At 41.4% G+C, this 16554-nt stretch carries 12 protein-coding genes; 8 read left to right on the top strand and 4 right to left on the bottom strand.

Annotated features, from left to right (window positions below; genetic code table 11):
* Window positions 1-263 precede the first annotated feature (263 nt).
* The gene (locus AAC000_RS12180; RefSeq protein ID WP_339723053.1) at window positions 264-392 is read left to right on the top strand and encodes a hypothetical protein; all 129 of its coding nucleotides are present in this window, start codon (window positions 264-266) and stop codon (window positions 390-392) included.
* Window positions 393-526: 134 nt separating this feature from the next.
* Here the strand turns inward: AAC000_RS12180 and AAC000_RS12175 are convergent, their stop codons facing one another.
* Together AAC000_RS12175 and AAC000_RS12170 are read right to left on the bottom strand one after the other, a co-directional pair.
* Window positions 527-1099: a PEP-CTERM sorting domain-containing protein gene (locus AAC000_RS12175; RefSeq protein ID WP_339723051.1), complete on the bottom strand. Its 573-nt coding sequence runs from the start codon at window positions 1097-1099 to the stop codon at window positions 527-529.
* A gap of 22 nt (window positions 1100-1121) precedes the next feature.
* Window positions 1122-3500 carry an alpha-L-fucosidase gene (locus AAC000_RS12170; protein ID WP_339723186.1) on the bottom strand — a complete coding sequence of 793 codons (2379 nt, stop codon included), beginning with the start codon at window positions 3498-3500 and terminating at the stop codon, window positions 1122-1124.
* A 671-nt stretch (window positions 3501-4171) separates the two neighbouring features.
* On the opposite strand from AAC000_RS12170, the gene AAC000_RS12165 reads away from it, so the two are divergent.
* Window positions 4172-5149, top strand: coding sequence for a transposase (locus AAC000_RS12165; protein ID WP_339723049.1), 978 nt, complete (start codon window positions 4172-4174; stop codon window positions 5147-5149).
* Between the two features lie 872 nt (window positions 5150-6021).
* Window positions 6022-7455: an IS1182 family transposase gene (locus tag AAC000_RS12160; protein WP_339723048.1), complete on the top strand. Its 1434-nt coding sequence runs from the start codon at window positions 6022-6024 to the stop codon at window positions 7453-7455.
* 448 nt (window positions 7456-7903) lie between these two features.
* Here the strand turns inward: AAC000_RS12160 and xylA are convergent, their stop codons facing one another.
* Together xylA and xylB are read right to left on the bottom strand one after the other, a co-directional pair.
* Window positions 7904-9223 carry a xylose isomerase gene (xylA, locus tag AAC000_RS12155; RefSeq protein WP_339723046.1) on the bottom strand — a complete coding sequence of 440 codons (1320 nt, stop codon included), beginning with the start codon at window positions 9221-9223 and terminating at the stop codon, window positions 7904-7906.
* Complete coding sequence (xylB, locus tag AAC000_RS12150) at window positions 9220-10689, bottom strand: xylulokinase (protein WP_339723044.1); 1470 nt, start codon at window positions 10687-10689, stop codon at window positions 9220-9222. The genes xylA and xylB overlap by 4 nt, the downstream gene beginning before the upstream one ends.
* A 181-nt stretch (window positions 10690-10870) precedes the next feature.
* Here xylB and AAC000_RS12145 point away from each other — a divergent pair, with 181 nt between their 5' ends.
* The 5 genes from AAC000_RS12145 (at window position 10871) to AAC000_RS12125 (ending at window position 16554) form a co-directional block, all read left to right on the top strand.
* The gene (locus tag AAC000_RS12145) at window positions 10871-12085 is read left to right on the top strand and encodes a DNA-binding transcriptional regulator (protein ID WP_339723185.1); all 1215 of its coding nucleotides are present in this window, start codon (window positions 10871-10873) and stop codon (window positions 12083-12085) included.
* 184 nt (window positions 12086-12269) lie between these two features.
* Window positions 12270-12791: a hypothetical protein gene (locus AAC000_RS12140; RefSeq protein WP_339723042.1), complete on the top strand. Its 522-nt coding sequence runs from the start codon at window positions 12270-12272 to the stop codon at window positions 12789-12791.
* 309 nt (window positions 12792-13100) lie between these two features.
* A complete protein-coding gene (locus AAC000_RS12135; RefSeq protein WP_339723040.1) occupies window positions 13101-13436 on the top strand; it encodes a zinc ribbon domain-containing protein YjdM in 336 nt (111 codons plus the stop codon).
* 2 nt (window positions 13437-13438) lie between these two features.
* Window positions 13439-13876 carry a hypothetical protein gene (locus tag AAC000_RS12130; RefSeq protein WP_339723038.1) on the top strand — a complete coding sequence of 146 codons (438 nt, stop codon included), beginning with the start codon at window positions 13439-13441 and terminating at the stop codon, window positions 13874-13876.
* Between the two features lie 311 nt (window positions 13877-14187).
* Window positions 14188-16554, top strand: coding sequence for a heavy metal translocating P-type ATPase (locus AAC000_RS12125; RefSeq protein ID WP_339723036.1), 2367 nt, complete (start codon window positions 14188-14190; stop codon window positions 16552-16554).

The following is a 16554-nucleotide window of genomic DNA, read 5'->3' as shown; positions in this document are numbered from 1 at the left end:
AAGTCACGAATGGAAATCACCTTAACTGTTGGCAGATAACCTACAAGAATCCGGACGTTGGTATTCGCTTACCTTAAGACAAGTGATCTGACATTGCGGATCTAAGCGATATCAATTTTCAAGCAAGAAATAACAGGTTTGCGTGAAACTATTATTTAAATTGACTACGACCCCAATTATTTCTTATTTAAATTGACTACGACCCCAATTATTTCGACCCCAATTATTTTATAGTCAATATTTGGTATCCCTTTGTAATGCGCATGCGCCTCAATTACAAAAGAATTACCTCTGGGGTTGAATGTGTTAATGAACACGTTGCCATTCTCAACGCCTTACGTGCTGGAGATACCGCCACAGCCGTCAAAGGGTTAAAAGCCAATATCCGCTAAGCTACCCCACTTTAGTTTGGTAGTGGGCGTTGCAGCCTACTAGCCAGCTGAAAATCCTTGTTTAAAATAAAAAGCCAGCGTTTAAGCTGGCTTCTTTTTAACTTAGGTCAAAGACTCCTTTGACCCTGCCTTAATTACTGTTTTTTGCGACGTACTAACATTAAAGCCGACAGCATAAAAATGGCAAAGCTGCTTGGCTCTGGCACATTGATTGCGCTGGCACTTTGGGGTGTACTAGTATCGACGGGCTGTGGATCTACATCAAATGTATTGGGGTTAAATAAACCGGCAGTCTGATTGGTTATACTAAAAGAACTGTTGCCGCTACTTAGTGCCAACAAATCAAAACTTGCAATCAGAAACTTATTATCGCCATCCAGATTCAGATCAGTAAAAGCATCGAAATCCAAAAATGATAATGACAGCCCATAAAACTGTTCTGTCACCTCCAATCCTAAAAATCCATCAAAAGCTGGTAATTCACTTTGCAGTGAGGGCGCTTGATAAGCAAACAAACTATTATCAAACTCAAAATCAAAGTACATAGCATCAAAATCGCTAAAACTATCAGCCCATAAACTAACATTGATGCTATCCCCAGAGGCAACGGTATTGCTGCTAAGTTCAATATCAATAAATCCAGCTTGGACATTAATACTGGTTGCAAGCACAAGTGCAGTTGCAATGGTGGTTATAAATTTTTTCATGTTATTTTCCTCTATTACTTAATTAAATGGCGCAACGGTCGCGAGTACACATGCTCATCAAAACGCGTGCATCAAGAATATTCACCACACCATCGTTGTTTAGATCAAAGCTACTATCTATAACTTGTCTCTTTTGTATCGCTATCGTCAAAGCTCTAATGTCGTTGTTATCCACATCGCCATCTTCATCCCAATCACCCAACACTGGTGCGGCAATAATATTGATGGGGTATGGTGAAATTTCGAATCTATCTATTACACAATAGTAATTAGTAGAATTGCTGTTCTTAGTTCCATCAACAACAAACTCAATGGTATGAGAGCCAGATGATAGGTCTTGCTTACTAAAAACTTCTGCTTTATCTACCCAAGTTGAAGAATATAAATCAACAGTATCTATTAAGTTACCGTCTATTTTAATCTGGCATATACCACCACCAGTATTCTTCCTAGAAATAATTTTGACGCCTGTACCATTAAAAGTATAAGAAGCCTGTGTATTGCTAACCTTTGAATAAGAAACAACGTTTAAATGAGCTTCATCTTTTTCATGAAAGCCCCAGTTGCTATCATAATTGATGTCATGATGTATTGAATCTATGATATAACCTTCAGGCACAGTTTCATTATATTGAATATAATCAACGTGCACCCATGAATTGCTCGCAGCTGGGTTAGCTTCAGAACTACTCTTAGTTCTTACTCTGACATCTTGAAAGCCAGGAACAAGGATTGGACTTGAATAAACAAGTACTTGATGTTGTTTCGTAGGACTGTATGTGTCAACCGTCGCTACAACCTCACCGTTAATCCATACGTCAAACACACCGCCACCTGGGCCAATTTGGCTGAAAATTTGAAAACGATCACCCGTAAATTCAAAGTCGGCACTTCTAGTATCAACATCTGTATAGTGAATAGTATTGTCATACGACTCGTTGCTAGTTTGACTACTCCAGCCAGAGCCATATTCAAAATCAGCCCCATCGGCTTTGTTAGCGAGTTCAGGGGTGTAAAAAACGTGATCTAGAGTACAAGTACCTCCTCCTACATTCTTCATCACAAGGGTATGTTCACCAGATTGCAGTGGGCCACTATCAAAAAACTTGACCTGATTCTCATCGCTACTTGAATTTTGACTGAGAGTTTCAACCGTTGAACCATCTATAGATATACTACAATCTCCTCCAATACTCTGCTTTTTACCCCACAGCTCGATACGAGACCCTGTATATGTGATGGTTGCTGTATCGCCATTTTGTGAGCTTTCAGCTAAATAACGGTCTGAGGCGAAAAGATCTTCTTGTGTTGTGCTGAAGCCTGCGTAAGTTATCATATCGTCGTCTTCCGACACAAAAGCTTTACCATGTTTCATGGCTTGGCCTATCATCACCCACTGATTAACCACTCTTTCGTCAATATCACCATCTAGATAAGGAGCAACATTCCAACTGCTCACCGCACCGACTGATCTAAGACCATACATATATTCTAGCAGCACTGGCATTTTATATCTTGCGTTCTGCCAAGAGCCACCAACTTCAGAATCAGGCTCTTGTACAGCCCACCCTCTTTGCATTTGATCAAGACGATAATTTAACAAGCCATTTGAATCAAACTTAGATGCGGGCTTTAAATAGTTAAGATCTTTATTCTTCAGGTGACCAGCGGTAAAATTAGTAATGTGGCTAACATCACCGTCATTTGCGAAAGGGATTTGTCTATTTCCATTCTGCCCCCCCACGTTGTAGGCAATGAGTGCATCTGCGTTACCAGAGCGCAAATACCCAGCGAATTCACTTGGATCAATCTTACGTGAATGGCTACTTTTAGCCATATTATCAATCCACCATGCAGATACCTTGTCGCCATAATGGTCTGAAGTCATCTCTACAGTTTCATACATATTTTGCAGCCAGTCTCCATCTGGAAATCCAATCTGATCTTGAAAGGCTTGCTCTTCTGTATCTGGTAATGGGTTAAAATAAAACCCGAGTTTGATGCCCCTAGCGTTTAAAGCTTCATATATATCATTCATTAAATCTCTGTCAGCAGATCTGCCAGCATAAAGATTTTTCATATTTGCTGAAGCAGTGCTAGGCACCGGAAATGGAAGATTGTAGTCATGATGGGTGATAGTAAAAAACAAGAGTTTTACGCCACCAGCTTCAAGCATGTCGGCCAACGGCTCTACTGGAAAATTTTGAATGCGTTCATTCCATGGAATAAATACGGGTAAATCTGAGTTTTCATTAAAGTGTAAAAACGTAGTAATACCACCTTTTGACATTTGATCGACTGCGTCTTGCTGACTTGCATTAGCAAAACCAGCTCCTGCAATTGTAGCGGCTAACAAAAACGATGTTAGTCTAGATTTACGCTGTAGTGTTTTTAAATACATTTTCACTTTTTATACCTCTGTTTTATTTTCATTGAGTAATTGAAGTAGCTGAAGTAGCTGTTGGTTATTCGTACAGTTCTGTTTGATTTTCAAACAATATTACATGCCGAAATTCATATGTGCAATTATTTTTTGTATTTGAAATGATGGGGTTGAGGGGGATTCGCTTAACCCCAATTATTCGTCAACTTATACAAATGATATCCAGCTAATCAATTCATACTGATTATGCCGTAGTAAGTTGGCTATGGCCGACGTTCACATTTAGGTGACCAATATTACTTGACCACTACACATAAGCCTGTTTATAAAGAAATGGGGTCACCCATAAGTCAGCCGTTGTCAACAGTGCGATAAAAGTCGGATCGCTTTTTAGCAAACATTTAAGTTTGTGTTTCCTTACAGCGTGCTCCGGTTTTTATTCGCTAATATGTTTTTCTATTGGTTGTGCTGGATAAAAAATCCGCAACAGTCACCCATCTGGCTCTAGTCCTTGGCCTGTAAAGGCCAATTTCCCACGCACCTCGCTGCGCCACAAAAACTTCAGTTCCCCATGTTATCCAATGCCACTTTTAACAAGCTGCCACTTTTAACAAGCCACCCATAACAATTTGACTAAATATCAAGACGAGCTAGGATTTGGTTAGGAAATAATTCAAAGGATTGATGTCATGCCACAGCCTCGTAGTAGTCAAATTTCTTTATCGGATACTCCTTATTACCATTGCGTTTCCCGCTGCGTACGACGTTCTTTCTTGTGTGGTGTAGATAGTTACTCAGGCCAGAGTTACGAACATCGCCGAGGTTGGGTAGAAGAGCGTTTGTTATTTTTGTCTTCTGTATTTGCAATCGATATTTGTGCTTATGCTGTGATGAGTAATCATGTTCATGTGGTTTTATATGTGGACATTAAACAGGCAATGGCTTGGACAGATAATGAAATTGTACGGCGCTGGCACTTGTTACACAAAGGCACGCTCCTCACTCAAATGTTTATTAGAGGAGACACGTTAAGTCAAGGCCAAAGGCTTAGCTTAGATGACACCATTGCCGAGTATCGTAGGCGCTTACATGACATTAGCTGGCTCATGCGAAATTTGAATGAGTACATTGCCAGAGAAGCAAACAAAGAAGATGACTGCACCGGTAGGTTCTGGGAAGGACGCTTCAAATCTCAAGCTCTGTTAGATGAAGCGGCAATCATTACTTGTATGGCCTACGTAGATCTAAACCCTATTCGAGCCAAAATAGCGGATACGCCAGAAACGTCAAAACACACCAGCATTCAACAACGTTTAGGCTCGCTAAAACAAACAATCACACATTCATTGATGCCTTTTGTCGGTAATCCAAGACAAGACATGCCTAAGGGTATCGCCTTTTCACTAAAAGATTACTGTGAGTTAATTGACACAACTGGGAGGATAATCAGAAGCGACAAAGCAGGACATATTGACCATCAACAGCAACCCATATTACAACGGTTAGGCTTATCATACGAACAATGGCTCACTCTCACCACCGAATTTGAGAGACACTTTTGCTACGCCGCTGGGGGAGAAATGATGATGAACCAGTTTAAAGAACACACGGGTCATCAACGGATTCGAGGTATGGGCAAAGCGAAAACCTTGTTACGCTGCGCATAACCTCATAAATTCATCACGCCAAATACCTAAACGGCATAACCGTGCCCTAAATTCAGACACGGCCTCATTATTCAACTAGATTTCACCAAAACAACCGAATTCCTTAAGCCAGTCGAAAATAATTCAACCATGCACTGAAAACTTGCTTTGTTGTACCCTAAAATATTTACTATGGGTGGCTTGTTATTTTACCTATACATTTACTATGGGTGGCTTGTTATTTTACCTATACATACTTATTCTTGCAGGACGCAGATGGCAACTTTAATGAATCATTACTCATACCTTTTATAACTGAGAGAGCTGTATTTGAAGATCTCAATGGTGATGAGTATCCGGATATTATTTCAACCACAAATGACGTCATCATTCTAAGTTACGGAAAACCATTAACATTAAATTAAGATTGTAAATTAGGTTGTTTTTAGAAATTACTGAGCCCCCAAAGGCAACTTAAATAACAAAGAAACTAGTGTCAGCAGCAACTAAAATTGGAAAAAAGTGGTGAAATGAATTGCAACAACGCCTCCCTTAGACATCGTTAGGATGAATGAATTTTGGGAATAACATGCTCTCTTATTTTTATAACGTTATTTAGCCAACAGGCTTGCCGCCAGACAATGCCCATAAGTGCTTATAAAAACTGCGAAACTACGGCGTCAGGTTTGCTGAAATGTATCATTCTTCACCAAGTTTACCGTTCAACCCGTTAAATTATTTAGTCCGCTTTGGTGACAGGCTGTGTGAAAACTATTGATCACCTTTTGGTCTAAGCTCTATGTTTTTATGATCAAACAATCTTATTGTTGCCGCCTATTAAATCACCACTTTTAGTATAATTATATGGTCAGCTAAACCTTAGAGAAAACGTGATGGCACATCATATTTTAGCTCAGTCAAGAACCCAGACAACCTTGTTTCCAGAAGTGCTTGAAGACTTTGTTACTGAATATAATCCTGTTCGAGTCGTAGATGTATTTGTAGAAGGTTTAGACCTTGAAGCACTTGGATTTGAACGTGTTATTGCCAAAGGCAAAGGTCGTCCAGGATACCATCCAGCAGTCCTGTTAAAACTCTATATCTATGGTTACCTCAACCGCGTTCAATCTTCTCGTCGCTTAGAAAAAGAATGCCATCGCAATGTTGAATTGATGTGGTTGTTGGGTCGATTAAAGCCAGACTTTAAAACGATTGCTGACTTCAGGAAGAGTAATGGTAAAGGCATAAAAAGCGTGTGTCGTAGGTTCGTAGAGATGTGTCGTCAGATGAACATGTTCTGCGATTCAGTCTTCGCTATTGATGGCAGTAAGTTTAAAGCCGTGAATAACAAATCAAAAAACTATACACCAAGCAAAGTTCAGTCCCATATCGACCGAGTAGAGAAAAGCATTGAAAAATACCTCAGTCAAATGGACGCCAAAGATAGGGATGAAAAGGATACCGACACCAAATTGTCAGCGTCAAAGCTGGCATGGCTTGAAGCGCGTTTAATTGAACTTAAAGCGCTTGAAAAAGAAGTGAATGAACACCCTGACAAGCAAGTGTCACAAACTGACCCCGATGCCCGTTTAATGAAAACGCATCACATGGACAGACAAGTTTGCTACAACGTCCAATCAGCGGTGGACACCAAGTATCATCTCATTATCAGTCACGAGGTGACTAACACGCCCGATAGAGGCCAATTAAACCGTGTTACCCGTCAAGTACAAGAAGCGCTCAATAAAACAGATATCACTGTCATTGCTGACAAAGGTTATTTTAGTCGTAACGATATCAAAGAAACGCAAGACCTTGGAGCGGTGGCAAATATTCCCCAAACCGATACATCAGGCTCAGAGAAGAAAGGCATATTTAATAAGTCGCTGTTCAAGTATGACAAGGATAAAGATGTGTATATTTGCCCTGCGGGAGAGACCTTACAAAACCGTTTTCGTTCGAACGAAAAAGGAGTTGAGCTAGATGTCTACTTTAACAATGCTGCTTGTAGCTACCGTGAAATACGAGCTAAATGCAGTACTAGCGCAAAGAACGAGCCTCGGCGAATGAGGCGGTGGATACACGAATCAATCATTGATGATATGCAAAAACGGCTGGACAATAATCCTGATATACCTGTTCTGAGAAAGCAAACAGTGGAACACCCGTTTGGCACCATAAAAATGTGGATGGGTGCCACTCACTTTGTAACCAAGCGCCTTGAGAGCGTCGGCACTGAAATGAGTCTCAGTGTGCTCGCATACAACCTGAAACGAATGATGTCGATAATGGGAACGACTGGTTTGATGGAGGCTATGATGGCCTAGGGGTAGTTAACCCTCAAAAAATCACGTGTATCGCCTTATTAACAGCCATTATTGCCATCCAAAAGTCACTCAACGCGCAAGTTTACTATTTCAACTAAATACCCGACACATCAACTCCGATGCTAAGGATGTGGCTGAAGCTGCCGCAGATTACTATTCAAAATAGTTTTTACACAGTCTGGTGACGAAGCGGAACAATTGTTGAGTTGAATTCAACTCGAATAAACGACTATTTTGTGACAATTTAAATCATGTCATATCTATTATCGAATGACTCCAAATGGCACAAACCCAACCAAAATCTTCTGACGTGGCTCTGCGAGTTTCAAACATTAATAAGTTTGTACAATAAAAACAGAAACGCTTTGCTTTATTGAAATGACTAAAAAAAACGCCTGATGTTTTGCATCAGGCGTTTTTGGGTTCAAAGACTAAATGTTGCTAGTGCTTAACCAAATAATACGCGGTTAACTTTGTTTTCTAATAATTCTTGTTGGCCACTTTCGTGTTGTGGATTGAGTTCATTATCAACAGCATAAGCAGCTAATGATTCTAAACTATGCTCACCTTTTGAAATAGCTTTGCCTAAATCGCCGTTCCAGTTTCTGTAACGATTAGCAACAGCATCGCCTAGGAAATCTTTTTCAACTATAGCTGCTGCTTTTTTCAGTGCTAAGGCTAAGTGATCCATACCGCCAATGTGTCCGTGGAACAAATCTGCGGGATCTGAAGACTGACGACGTAACTTGGTATCAAACATGAAACCGCCAGTTTTAAAACCTCCGGCTTTCAAAATGTCGGCCATGATAAGTGTTAATTCAGGTACATCGATGGGGAACTGATCTGTATCCCAACCATTTTGTGCATCACCACGGTTTGCATCAATTGAACCAAATAAACCAAGTGAAATGGCTGTGGCAATTTCATGTTGGAAAGAATGGCCAGCTAGTGTTGCGTGGTTAGCTTCAATGTTAACTTTAATTTCGTCTTCTAAACCAAACTGTTTTAAGAAGCCATACACAGTCGCAGTATCGTAGTCGTACTGGTGTTTAGTTGGTTCTTGAGGTTTAGGTTCAATTAACAAGGTACCTTTAAAACCGATTTTGTGTTTATGCTCTACTACCATTTGCATAAAGCGACCCATTTGCTCGCGCTCTTGGCGTAGGTCGGTATTAAGAAGTGATTCGTAACCTTCACGGCCTCCCCATAATACGTAGTTTGCACCACCTAAACGTTTGGTTGCTTTCATAGCATTAAATACTTGAGTGGCCGCGTAGCTGAACACTTCTGGATTTGGGTTGGTTGATGCACCCGCTGCGTAACGTGGGTTACTAAAGGCGTTGGCCGTTCCCCACAATAACTTCAAGCCAGTCTCTTCTTGTTTTTGTTCAAGAACATCTGTCATTTGCGTAAAGTTATTCACGTATTCTTTTATGCTGTTTCCTTCAGGCGCCACATCGATATCATGAAAGCTGTAATATGGAACGCCTAGTTTGGCAAAGAATTCAAAAGCCACATCTGCTTTTTGTTTTGCACGTTCCATAGCATCACCAGGCTTCAACCATGGGCGACCAAAAGTGCCTTGACCAAATACGTCAGCGCCATCCCAGCAGAAGTTATGCCAGTAACATGCACCAAAACGTAGATGTTCAGCCATGGTTTTACCCAGTATTACTTCATTTGCATTGTAGTGATGAAAGGCTAAAGGGTTGTCTGAATCCGTGCCTTCAAATTTAATCTTGGGTATTGAATCAAAATAAGTGGTCATAATATTTCCTTGTTAAAAAGAGTGCGTAATTGAGAATAGCCTTGTCTATAAACAGCAAGTCGTTGCTCAAAAATTGCTTGAGTTTCAGTATTTGGAGTATGGGTTTGCACGGCTTCTGGCTGCGGGCAAACCTGTTCGGTAGATAAGTTGGGTTCCATTGCTAACTGAGCAAGACGCGCAGCACCAAGGGCAGGGCCAACTTCACCCCCTTTTCTAAAAGTAATTTTTGTCTGTAATACATCTGCCATCAGTTGACGCCAATAGGCACTTTGAGCACCGCCACCTATAACGGTGATCTCTATTGCTTTGGTACCAGATTTATGTAGCGCATCAACACCATCTGCAAAGGCAAAGCAGACCCCTTCAAGCACAGCATGTAACATGTCGAGTTTGCTAGTGTCGTGGGTTAATCCGATAAAAGTACCTTGTGCTAAAGGATCGTTGTGGGGTGTACGTTCGCCACTTAAATAGGGCAAAAAGTAAGGAGCTGTTTTCTGATTAACTGGATTGTTTTCAAGTTGCTCCAGTAACTCTCCGATATCCTCTTCTACTATGTGTTTGGCAAACCAATCTAAACAGCTGGCCGCACTTAACATCACCGACATTAAGTGCCAACGATTTGGTAACGCATGGCAAAAGCTGTGTACTGCCAGTTCAGCTTGTTGGCTGAATCGGTCGGTCACTACAAAGTAAACTCCAGATGTGCCTAAAGAAATCATGCCTTGGCCTGGCTCGACTAATCCAACCCCAATTGCTCCTGCAGCATTGTCCCCAGCTCCTGCTACTACTGGTACTTCGGGTAATCCCCAGCGGCTCGCTAGATCTGATTGCAAGTTACCGGTGATTTGATTGCCTTCAAAAAGCGTGGGCATATGGGTTAGGTTCAGACCACATGCAGCGAGTAACTGCTCGTCCCATTCACGCTTTTGAGTATTCAGCCACAGGGTACCAGCCGCATCTGACATATCAGCAGCGAACTCGCCGGTTAATAAAAATCGCAAGTAATCTTTAGGTAATAATACTTTGTCGATGCGTGCAAAATTGTCAGCTTCGTGATGTTTTAACCACAATAATTTAGGCGCAGTAAACCCCGGCATCATAATATTGCCAGTGATTTCGCGACTATTAGGCACTGCGTGTTCAAGCTCTGCACATTCAGCTGCACTACGACCGTCATTCCACAGAATTGCAGGGCGAATAACTTGAGCATCTTTGTCGAGCAAAGTAGCACCATGCATTTGCCCCGACAAACCTATGGCTTTGACCTGAGACAGGTACTGGCGACTGGATAACTCATCCATCACCTCACAAAATGCTAACCACCAGTCTGTAGGGTTTTGCTCTGACCACAAGGCTTGTGGTCGAGATACAACTAAGTCTGCCGATTGTGAATCCACGATCTGACCTTTGGGATCAGTAATTATGACTTTTATCCCAGACGTGCCTAAATCAACACCTAAATACATCACAATATCCACGTTATTTTTGATGAAAGTATATTGGCTTAGAGATCAAAATTGCACAATTACGAAATTACATAATTAAATTCCGTAATTTGTTATTTTATTGTTAAGCAGTTTGTGGTTATCCTTAGTATGACTTTTTAGAGTCAAGCAGCTGAGGTAAAGAAAAGTGGAATACAGCAGGATGGGTGGCCAAGAGAATAGGCAATATAGTATTAGCTTATTGTTTAATGCCAATAAGGTATACGATCGGCAAGTCATAGAAGGGATTGGTCACTATCTACAGTCAACAAAAGTGGATTGGGATGTGTATCTCGAAGAAGATTGTTTAGCACGTCTGAATAATCTTGATAATTGGGAAGTTGATGGGATTATTGCTGATTTGGACGATCCGGATATGCAAGCAGCACTAATTGATTTAGCTATTCCAGTTATCGGAGTAGGTGGTTCATATCAATCCGCCGACGATTACCCTGATGTACCTTATGTGGCCACTGATAATGAGGCTGTCATCAATTGCGCCTATCAACACCTTAAGCAAAAAGGTTTACAGCACTTTGCTTTTTATGGTTTTCCACCGGATAAAGAACACCGCTGGGCCTTGGAGCGAGAAAGAGCCATTATTGCTTTATGTGAAAAAGATGGTTTCAATTGTTCAGTTTATCGCGGTTACAAAACCCAACCTGATACTTGGCATTACAGCATGAATAGGCTGGCGGAATGGATTGAAAGTTTACCCTTACCCGTTGGTGTTATTGCTGTCACCGATGCGCGAGCCAGACATTTACTGCAAGCCTGTGATAAAACCAATCGGCTGGTACCTGACCAAGTCTCTATTGTGGGTATCGATGACGACGATATTGCCCGTAACTTAAGTAGAGTCAGTTTAAGTTCGGTCAGTCAAGGTTGCTTTGAAATGGGCTTTCAGGCGGCAAAGTTATTACATCGACAATTAAACCGCCAGACTGCAGAAAAGGCATCTGCGCAGCCTTCAACAACAAAGTCAGCGCCAAGGGTGTTAGTGCCGCCTATTGGTATCATCCAACGTCAGTCGACTGATTTCAAAGCACTGCAAGATCCTTATGTTATTCAGGCTATGCACTATGTTCGTCAACATGCCTGTCGAGGCATTAAAGTTGAGCAAGTGATTGATTATGTTGGCATCTCCCGCTCAAATCTTGAGCAACGATTTGTCCAAGATTGTGGTCACAGTATCCATACTCAAATTCACAATGAGAAGTTAAATCGAGCCTGCAAAATGTTAACTGAAACGGAAACAGAATTGGTCGATATCGCTAGTTCTTGTGGTTATCCTTCAATTCAGTATTTGTATGCGGTATTTAAAAAACATTTTGGACAAACCCCTAAACAATATAAACGTAATGCAGTGAAAATGTGATAGGGCAATGCCTCTAATGGTATTGGCTGCTAAGTTTTGTTTCCGCAATAATTGTTTATTGTTAGTGGTGGATGTGCATAATTTCTGAGACAAAGATAATTTTACCTGTGTATGATGAAATATATTCGTAAGTCACATGGTCACTAAGAGCATGTAAAAAAAGCAATAAGAATAAAGGAAAAGCATGCTTAATAATGCCTTAACACTTGACGGTCAATTAGAAACGGTTCAACAGGCCAAAGGGTTTTTGCAAGACTTAACAGCTGAAAATTACCAGTTAGTACTCAAGCCCCATTTTATTAGTAGTGCCGGCACACATATGCGGCATATATTGGATCATTATTTGGCATTAAAGGAGGGATTAAACCAAGGTTTGGTTAATTATAATAAACGTAACCGTTATGCTAGCGTTGAAACTTGTCCTCAAACTGCTCTGTTAGAGTGGCAAAAAGTAGAATCGTGGTTAAAACAAGTCAGTCAGCTCGATGCCGATATGCCCCTTACCGTAGCTTGCGAAACGTCTATTAGTACCAGTCAAAATACTCATACTCAATCCACATTAGCCCGTGAATTAGTCTTTGTTTCTAGTCACGCAATACATCATTTTTCTTTGTTGGCAGTGATTAATTCATTGCTGGGCAATAAAGATGAGGTGAACTTTGGAATCGCACCTGTTACCGCTTCATATATACGTCAGCAAGCTTAGTTTAGCCGCACTCAGTCTTACCACTTTCGAAGTGTAACTGTAATAAAAACAGTGTGTTATAAAATTAACTTGGCATTTAAAATATATGGGTTCTCTGCCATTCCGCTCCGAAATTCTTATTGAAAAAGTGATTTATTTGCAAAGCAATGCAACCCATCACCTTATTTTGTCCCTCTTAGCAAATATTAAATTCCCTGACTATCCTATCTAACCTGCATCAACAGGTGGCTTGAGGCTGGTAATTGGGCCGTAAAACGAGGATAATTATTGCAATTATTCCCGCAAAATATGTGTAGTAAGGATTTTTTAATGAGTGATTTACCCCAATGTCCCAAGTGTAATTCAACATACACCTATGAAGATCGTGATATGTATGTATGCCCAGAATGTGCTTACGAATGGCCCCAGTCAGGTGAAGTAAATGAAGACGAAAAGGTAATCAAAGATTCAAACGGTAATGTTTTAGCCGATGGAGACACTATTACTGTGATCAAAGATCTTAAAATAAAAGGATCTTCATCTGTGGTCAAAGTAGGAACTAAAGTGAAAAATATTCGATTGGTGGATGGTGACCATGATATCGATTGTAAAATCGATGGCATAGGTGCAATGAAATTGAAGTCTGAGTTTGTTAAAAAGGTCTAACAATGCCTAAAAGTAAGTTTCCTGCACATGGCAGTTTACGACTTTCAATTGAAGGCCAGTTGCTTATTATCGAAGGCTCTGGCCCTGCAAATTTAGAGATGGTACAAGAATACCAGCAACAGGTTATGGGGCTGCGTAAGCAAATTATGCATGCACCCTGGGGGAGTTTAGCCTTACTGAGTGGTACACCTTTAGTCTCACCAGAAGCTAAAGCTTTGTTTGTTCAGGTAATCAAGCAGGCTAAAGCGATGAATTTACAGGCGACTGCTGTGGTGCTAATTGAGATGGAATCTGCTGAAATGGTTCGACAGTTTTGGCAAGAAATCTATATAGATTCAGGCGTTAATTACGCCTTTTTTGCAACAATAGTAGAGGCGCGTAACTGGTTGCAAACTGTGTTGAAAAATCCTACAAATAATATTAACTATCAAGCTAGTTAATATTCGTGGTGTACTAAGGCGCCATTATCACTCGATTTCTACCCTCTTTTTTTACTATAAACAGTGCTTTATCAGCTCATGCCAAGGTATTTTCAACGGTTTCACCTTTTAAAACAGTTGCGGCAGTCATGCCATAAATGTTTTGCTGTCTATTCGCCCATCCTTTCCAGTTTGTTCAAGTTATTTGCACACTTAGCCTACTTTGAGTAGGGCTATCACTTTTTTAACCTATTAAAAAATGTTTGACCTTACCATGATGGTAAGCTTTAACATCCTAAAAGCTGAATAGTAAAAGCGATATGGAGGTGTGAATGAGTAACACTATAAAATTAAAAATTACCGGTATGACATGTTCATCTTGTGTTGGTCGAGTTGAAAAAAAACTCATGCAAGTGCCTGGTGTTGAAGTGGTATCTGTAAATTTGGCGGTTGAAATGGCTGTTATAAAAGGCACTGCCGCTATGCAAGACTTGGTATTGGCTATTGAAAAGGCGGGTTACCTAGTGTCAACTACCAGCGCTACCTATGACGTCTCGGGAATGACCTGTAGTTCATGTGCAGGTCGTGTGGAAAAAGCGCTGTTGAAGTTACCACAAGTGCTTAAAGCCAATGTCAATCTTGCGACAGAGCAAGTATCACTAACCTTGATTAACGAACTGCTTGAAGCCGAAGTGGCTAGTATTTTGAGTCACGCTGGATATGAACTCAAAACTGTTAGTCATCATTCGGCGAGTCCCGAGCAGTCAGCTAGGTTTTATCAGGCAGATTGGTTTCCCGCTTTAGGAGCTAGTTTACTCTCGCTACCTTTGGTTTTTCCGATGCTTGGCATGCTTGTGGGTAAAGACTGGATGTTGCCAGCATTAATTCAATGGTTATTGGCAACACCTGTTCAGTTTTATTTTGGCGCGCGTTTTTATCGAGCAGGTTGGGGGGCGTTGATGGCCCGCACCGGCAATATGGATTTATTGGTGGCAATAGGAACAAGTGCTGCTTATGGATTATCAATTTATCTGTGGTGGATGAGTAGCCTAGATCACGGAATGCCGCACTTATATTTCGAAAGCAGTAGCGTCGTCTTGAGTTTAGTACTTGTAGGTAAATACCTAGAACATAGAGCTAAGCGGCGCACAACAAGCGCATTAAGGGCGCTGGAAAACTTGCGGCCCACAACAGCAACAGTATGGCGTAACAATAGTTGGCAACAGCTTGCTGCTAACACAGTGCAAACAGGTGAACGACTGCAAATAAAACCTGGTGAGCGTGTGCCTGTAGATGGTTTAGTCATTTCCGGACAAAGTCATTTAGACGAAGCACTGATAAGTGGTGAAAGCCTGCCTGTCAGTAAATCAACTGGGGATAAAGTCACTGGCGGATCGGTTAACTTAGATGGCGTCTTGGAAATTAACGCTAGTAGTGTAGGTGCTGAGTCGACCTTGGCCAAAATCATTCGATTGGTTGAGGATGCCCAAGGTGAGAAGGCACCTGTACAAGCATTGGTGGACAAAGTCAGTGCGGTATTTGTACCTATTGTTATGCTGATTGCAGCGATAACCTTATTAAGTTGGGGAATGCTGACGGGTAATTGGCAGCACGCTATTCTCAATGCCGTTGCTGTATTAGTGATTGCGTGTCCTTGTGCCCTTGGCTTGGCCACACCTGCGGCAATTATGGCAGGCACTGGCACTGCTGCCCGATTTGGCATATTGGTTAAAGATGCCAGTGCGTTAGAGCAAGCCACCGTCATCAATATGGTGGTGTTTGATAAAACCGGTACTTTAACCCAAGGTAAACCTGAGCTCAGTCAAATGACTGCCTTAGTTGGGACTGAGCAAGCACTTATTCAACTAGCGGTTTCGGTGCAGCAACATAGTGAACACCCGTTAGCGAAGGCAATTTTGAACAAAGCCAGTGAAATGACCATTAATCCGCTAGACGTTGAGGAATTTCAAGTGGTGGCGGGATTGGGAGTAAAAGCCAAGTTACAGGATTCGATGTTATTTCTAGGCAGTCAGCACATGATGACCGGAATGGGAATCGAATTGCCAAAAGATGCAATCGAGGTTAACGGCGCATCAGTGTCTTGGTTAGCAAGACAACAGGGGGGGCGGTTAGAGTTGTTGGGCGTATTTTGTTTTACCGATATGCTCAAGCCCCATGCTAAAACTGCAGTTGATCAGTTGAAACAACAAAATATAAAAGTTGTTATGTTGACCGGAGACAGTCAAGCCAGTGCCGAATATGTCGCCAATAAATTGCAATTAGATGAATTTCACGCAGAGGTTATGCCCGCCGATAAAGCGGCTTTTGTAAAACAGTATCAACAGCAAGGATTTCAAGTGGCAATGGTGGGTGATGGCATTAATGATGCTCCAGCATTAGCCCAGTCAAACTTAGGTATTGCTATGGCTACTGGAACCGAAGTGGCCGTTAGTGCCTCGGCAATCACTTTGATGCGCGGTGAACCAAACTTGGTTTCATCGTCATTGTTGATGGCAAAATTGACCTATCGAAAAATAAAACAGAACCTGTTCTGGGCCTTTATTTTTAATACTGTTGGCATTCCGTTGGCAGCATTGGGCTATCTTAGTCCAGTAATTGCCGGCGCAGCGATGGCATGTAGTAGTCTTTTTGTGGTTAGCAATGCACTATTATTACAACGATGGCGTCCAAAGGAGTAA

Source organism: uncultured Paraglaciecola sp. (assembly GCF_963977085.1).
Taxonomy (GTDB): domain Bacteria; phylum Pseudomonadota; class Gammaproteobacteria; order Enterobacterales; family Alteromonadaceae; genus Paraglaciecola.
The sequence above is the reverse complement of the archived record's forward strand: the minus strand, read 5'-3'. Positions and strand labels throughout refer to the sequence as shown.

What these genes read in the sequence shown, in the direction of transcription:
- AAC000_RS12180 (WP_339723053.1), top strand. Translation starts at nt 264, where the DNA reads ATGCGCCTCAATTACAAAAGAATTACCTCTGGGGTTGAATGTGTTAAT.
- AAC000_RS12175 (WP_339723051.1), bottom strand. Translation starts at nt 1,099, where the DNA reads ATGAAAAAATTTATAACCACCATTGCAACTGCACTTGTGCTTGCAACC.
- AAC000_RS12170 (WP_339723186.1), bottom strand. Translation starts at nt 3,500, where the DNA reads ATGTATTTAAAAACACTACAGCGTAAATCTAGACTAACATCGTTTTTG.
- AAC000_RS12165 (WP_339723049.1), top strand. Translation starts at nt 4,172, where the DNA reads ATGCCACAGCCTCGTAGTAGTCAAATTTCTTTATCGGATACTCCTTAT.
- AAC000_RS12160 (WP_339723048.1), top strand. Translation starts at nt 6,022, where the DNA reads ATGGCACATCATATTTTAGCTCAGTCAAGAACCCAGACAACCTTGTTT.
- xylA (WP_339723046.1), bottom strand. Translation starts at nt 9,223, where the DNA reads ATGACCACTTATTTTGATTCAATACCCAAGATTAAATTTGAAGGCACG.
- xylB (WP_339723044.1), bottom strand. Translation starts at nt 10,689, where the DNA reads ATGTATTTAGGTGTTGATTTAGGCACGTCTGGGATAAAAGTCATAATT.
- AAC000_RS12145 (WP_339723185.1), top strand. Translation starts at nt 10,871, where the DNA reads ATGGGTGGCCAAGAGAATAGGCAATATAGTATTAGCTTATTGTTTAAT.
- AAC000_RS12140 (WP_339723042.1), top strand. Translation starts at nt 12,270, where the DNA reads ATGCTTAATAATGCCTTAACACTTGACGGTCAATTAGAAACGGTTCAA.
- AAC000_RS12135 (WP_339723040.1), top strand. Translation starts at nt 13,101, where the DNA reads ATGAGTGATTTACCCCAATGTCCCAAGTGTAATTCAACATACACCTAT.
- AAC000_RS12130 (WP_339723038.1), top strand. Translation starts at nt 13,439, where the DNA reads ATGCCTAAAAGTAAGTTTCCTGCACATGGCAGTTTACGACTTTCAATT.
- AAC000_RS12125 (WP_339723036.1), top strand. Translation starts at nt 14,188, where the DNA reads ATGAGTAACACTATAAAATTAAAAATTACCGGTATGACATGTTCATCT.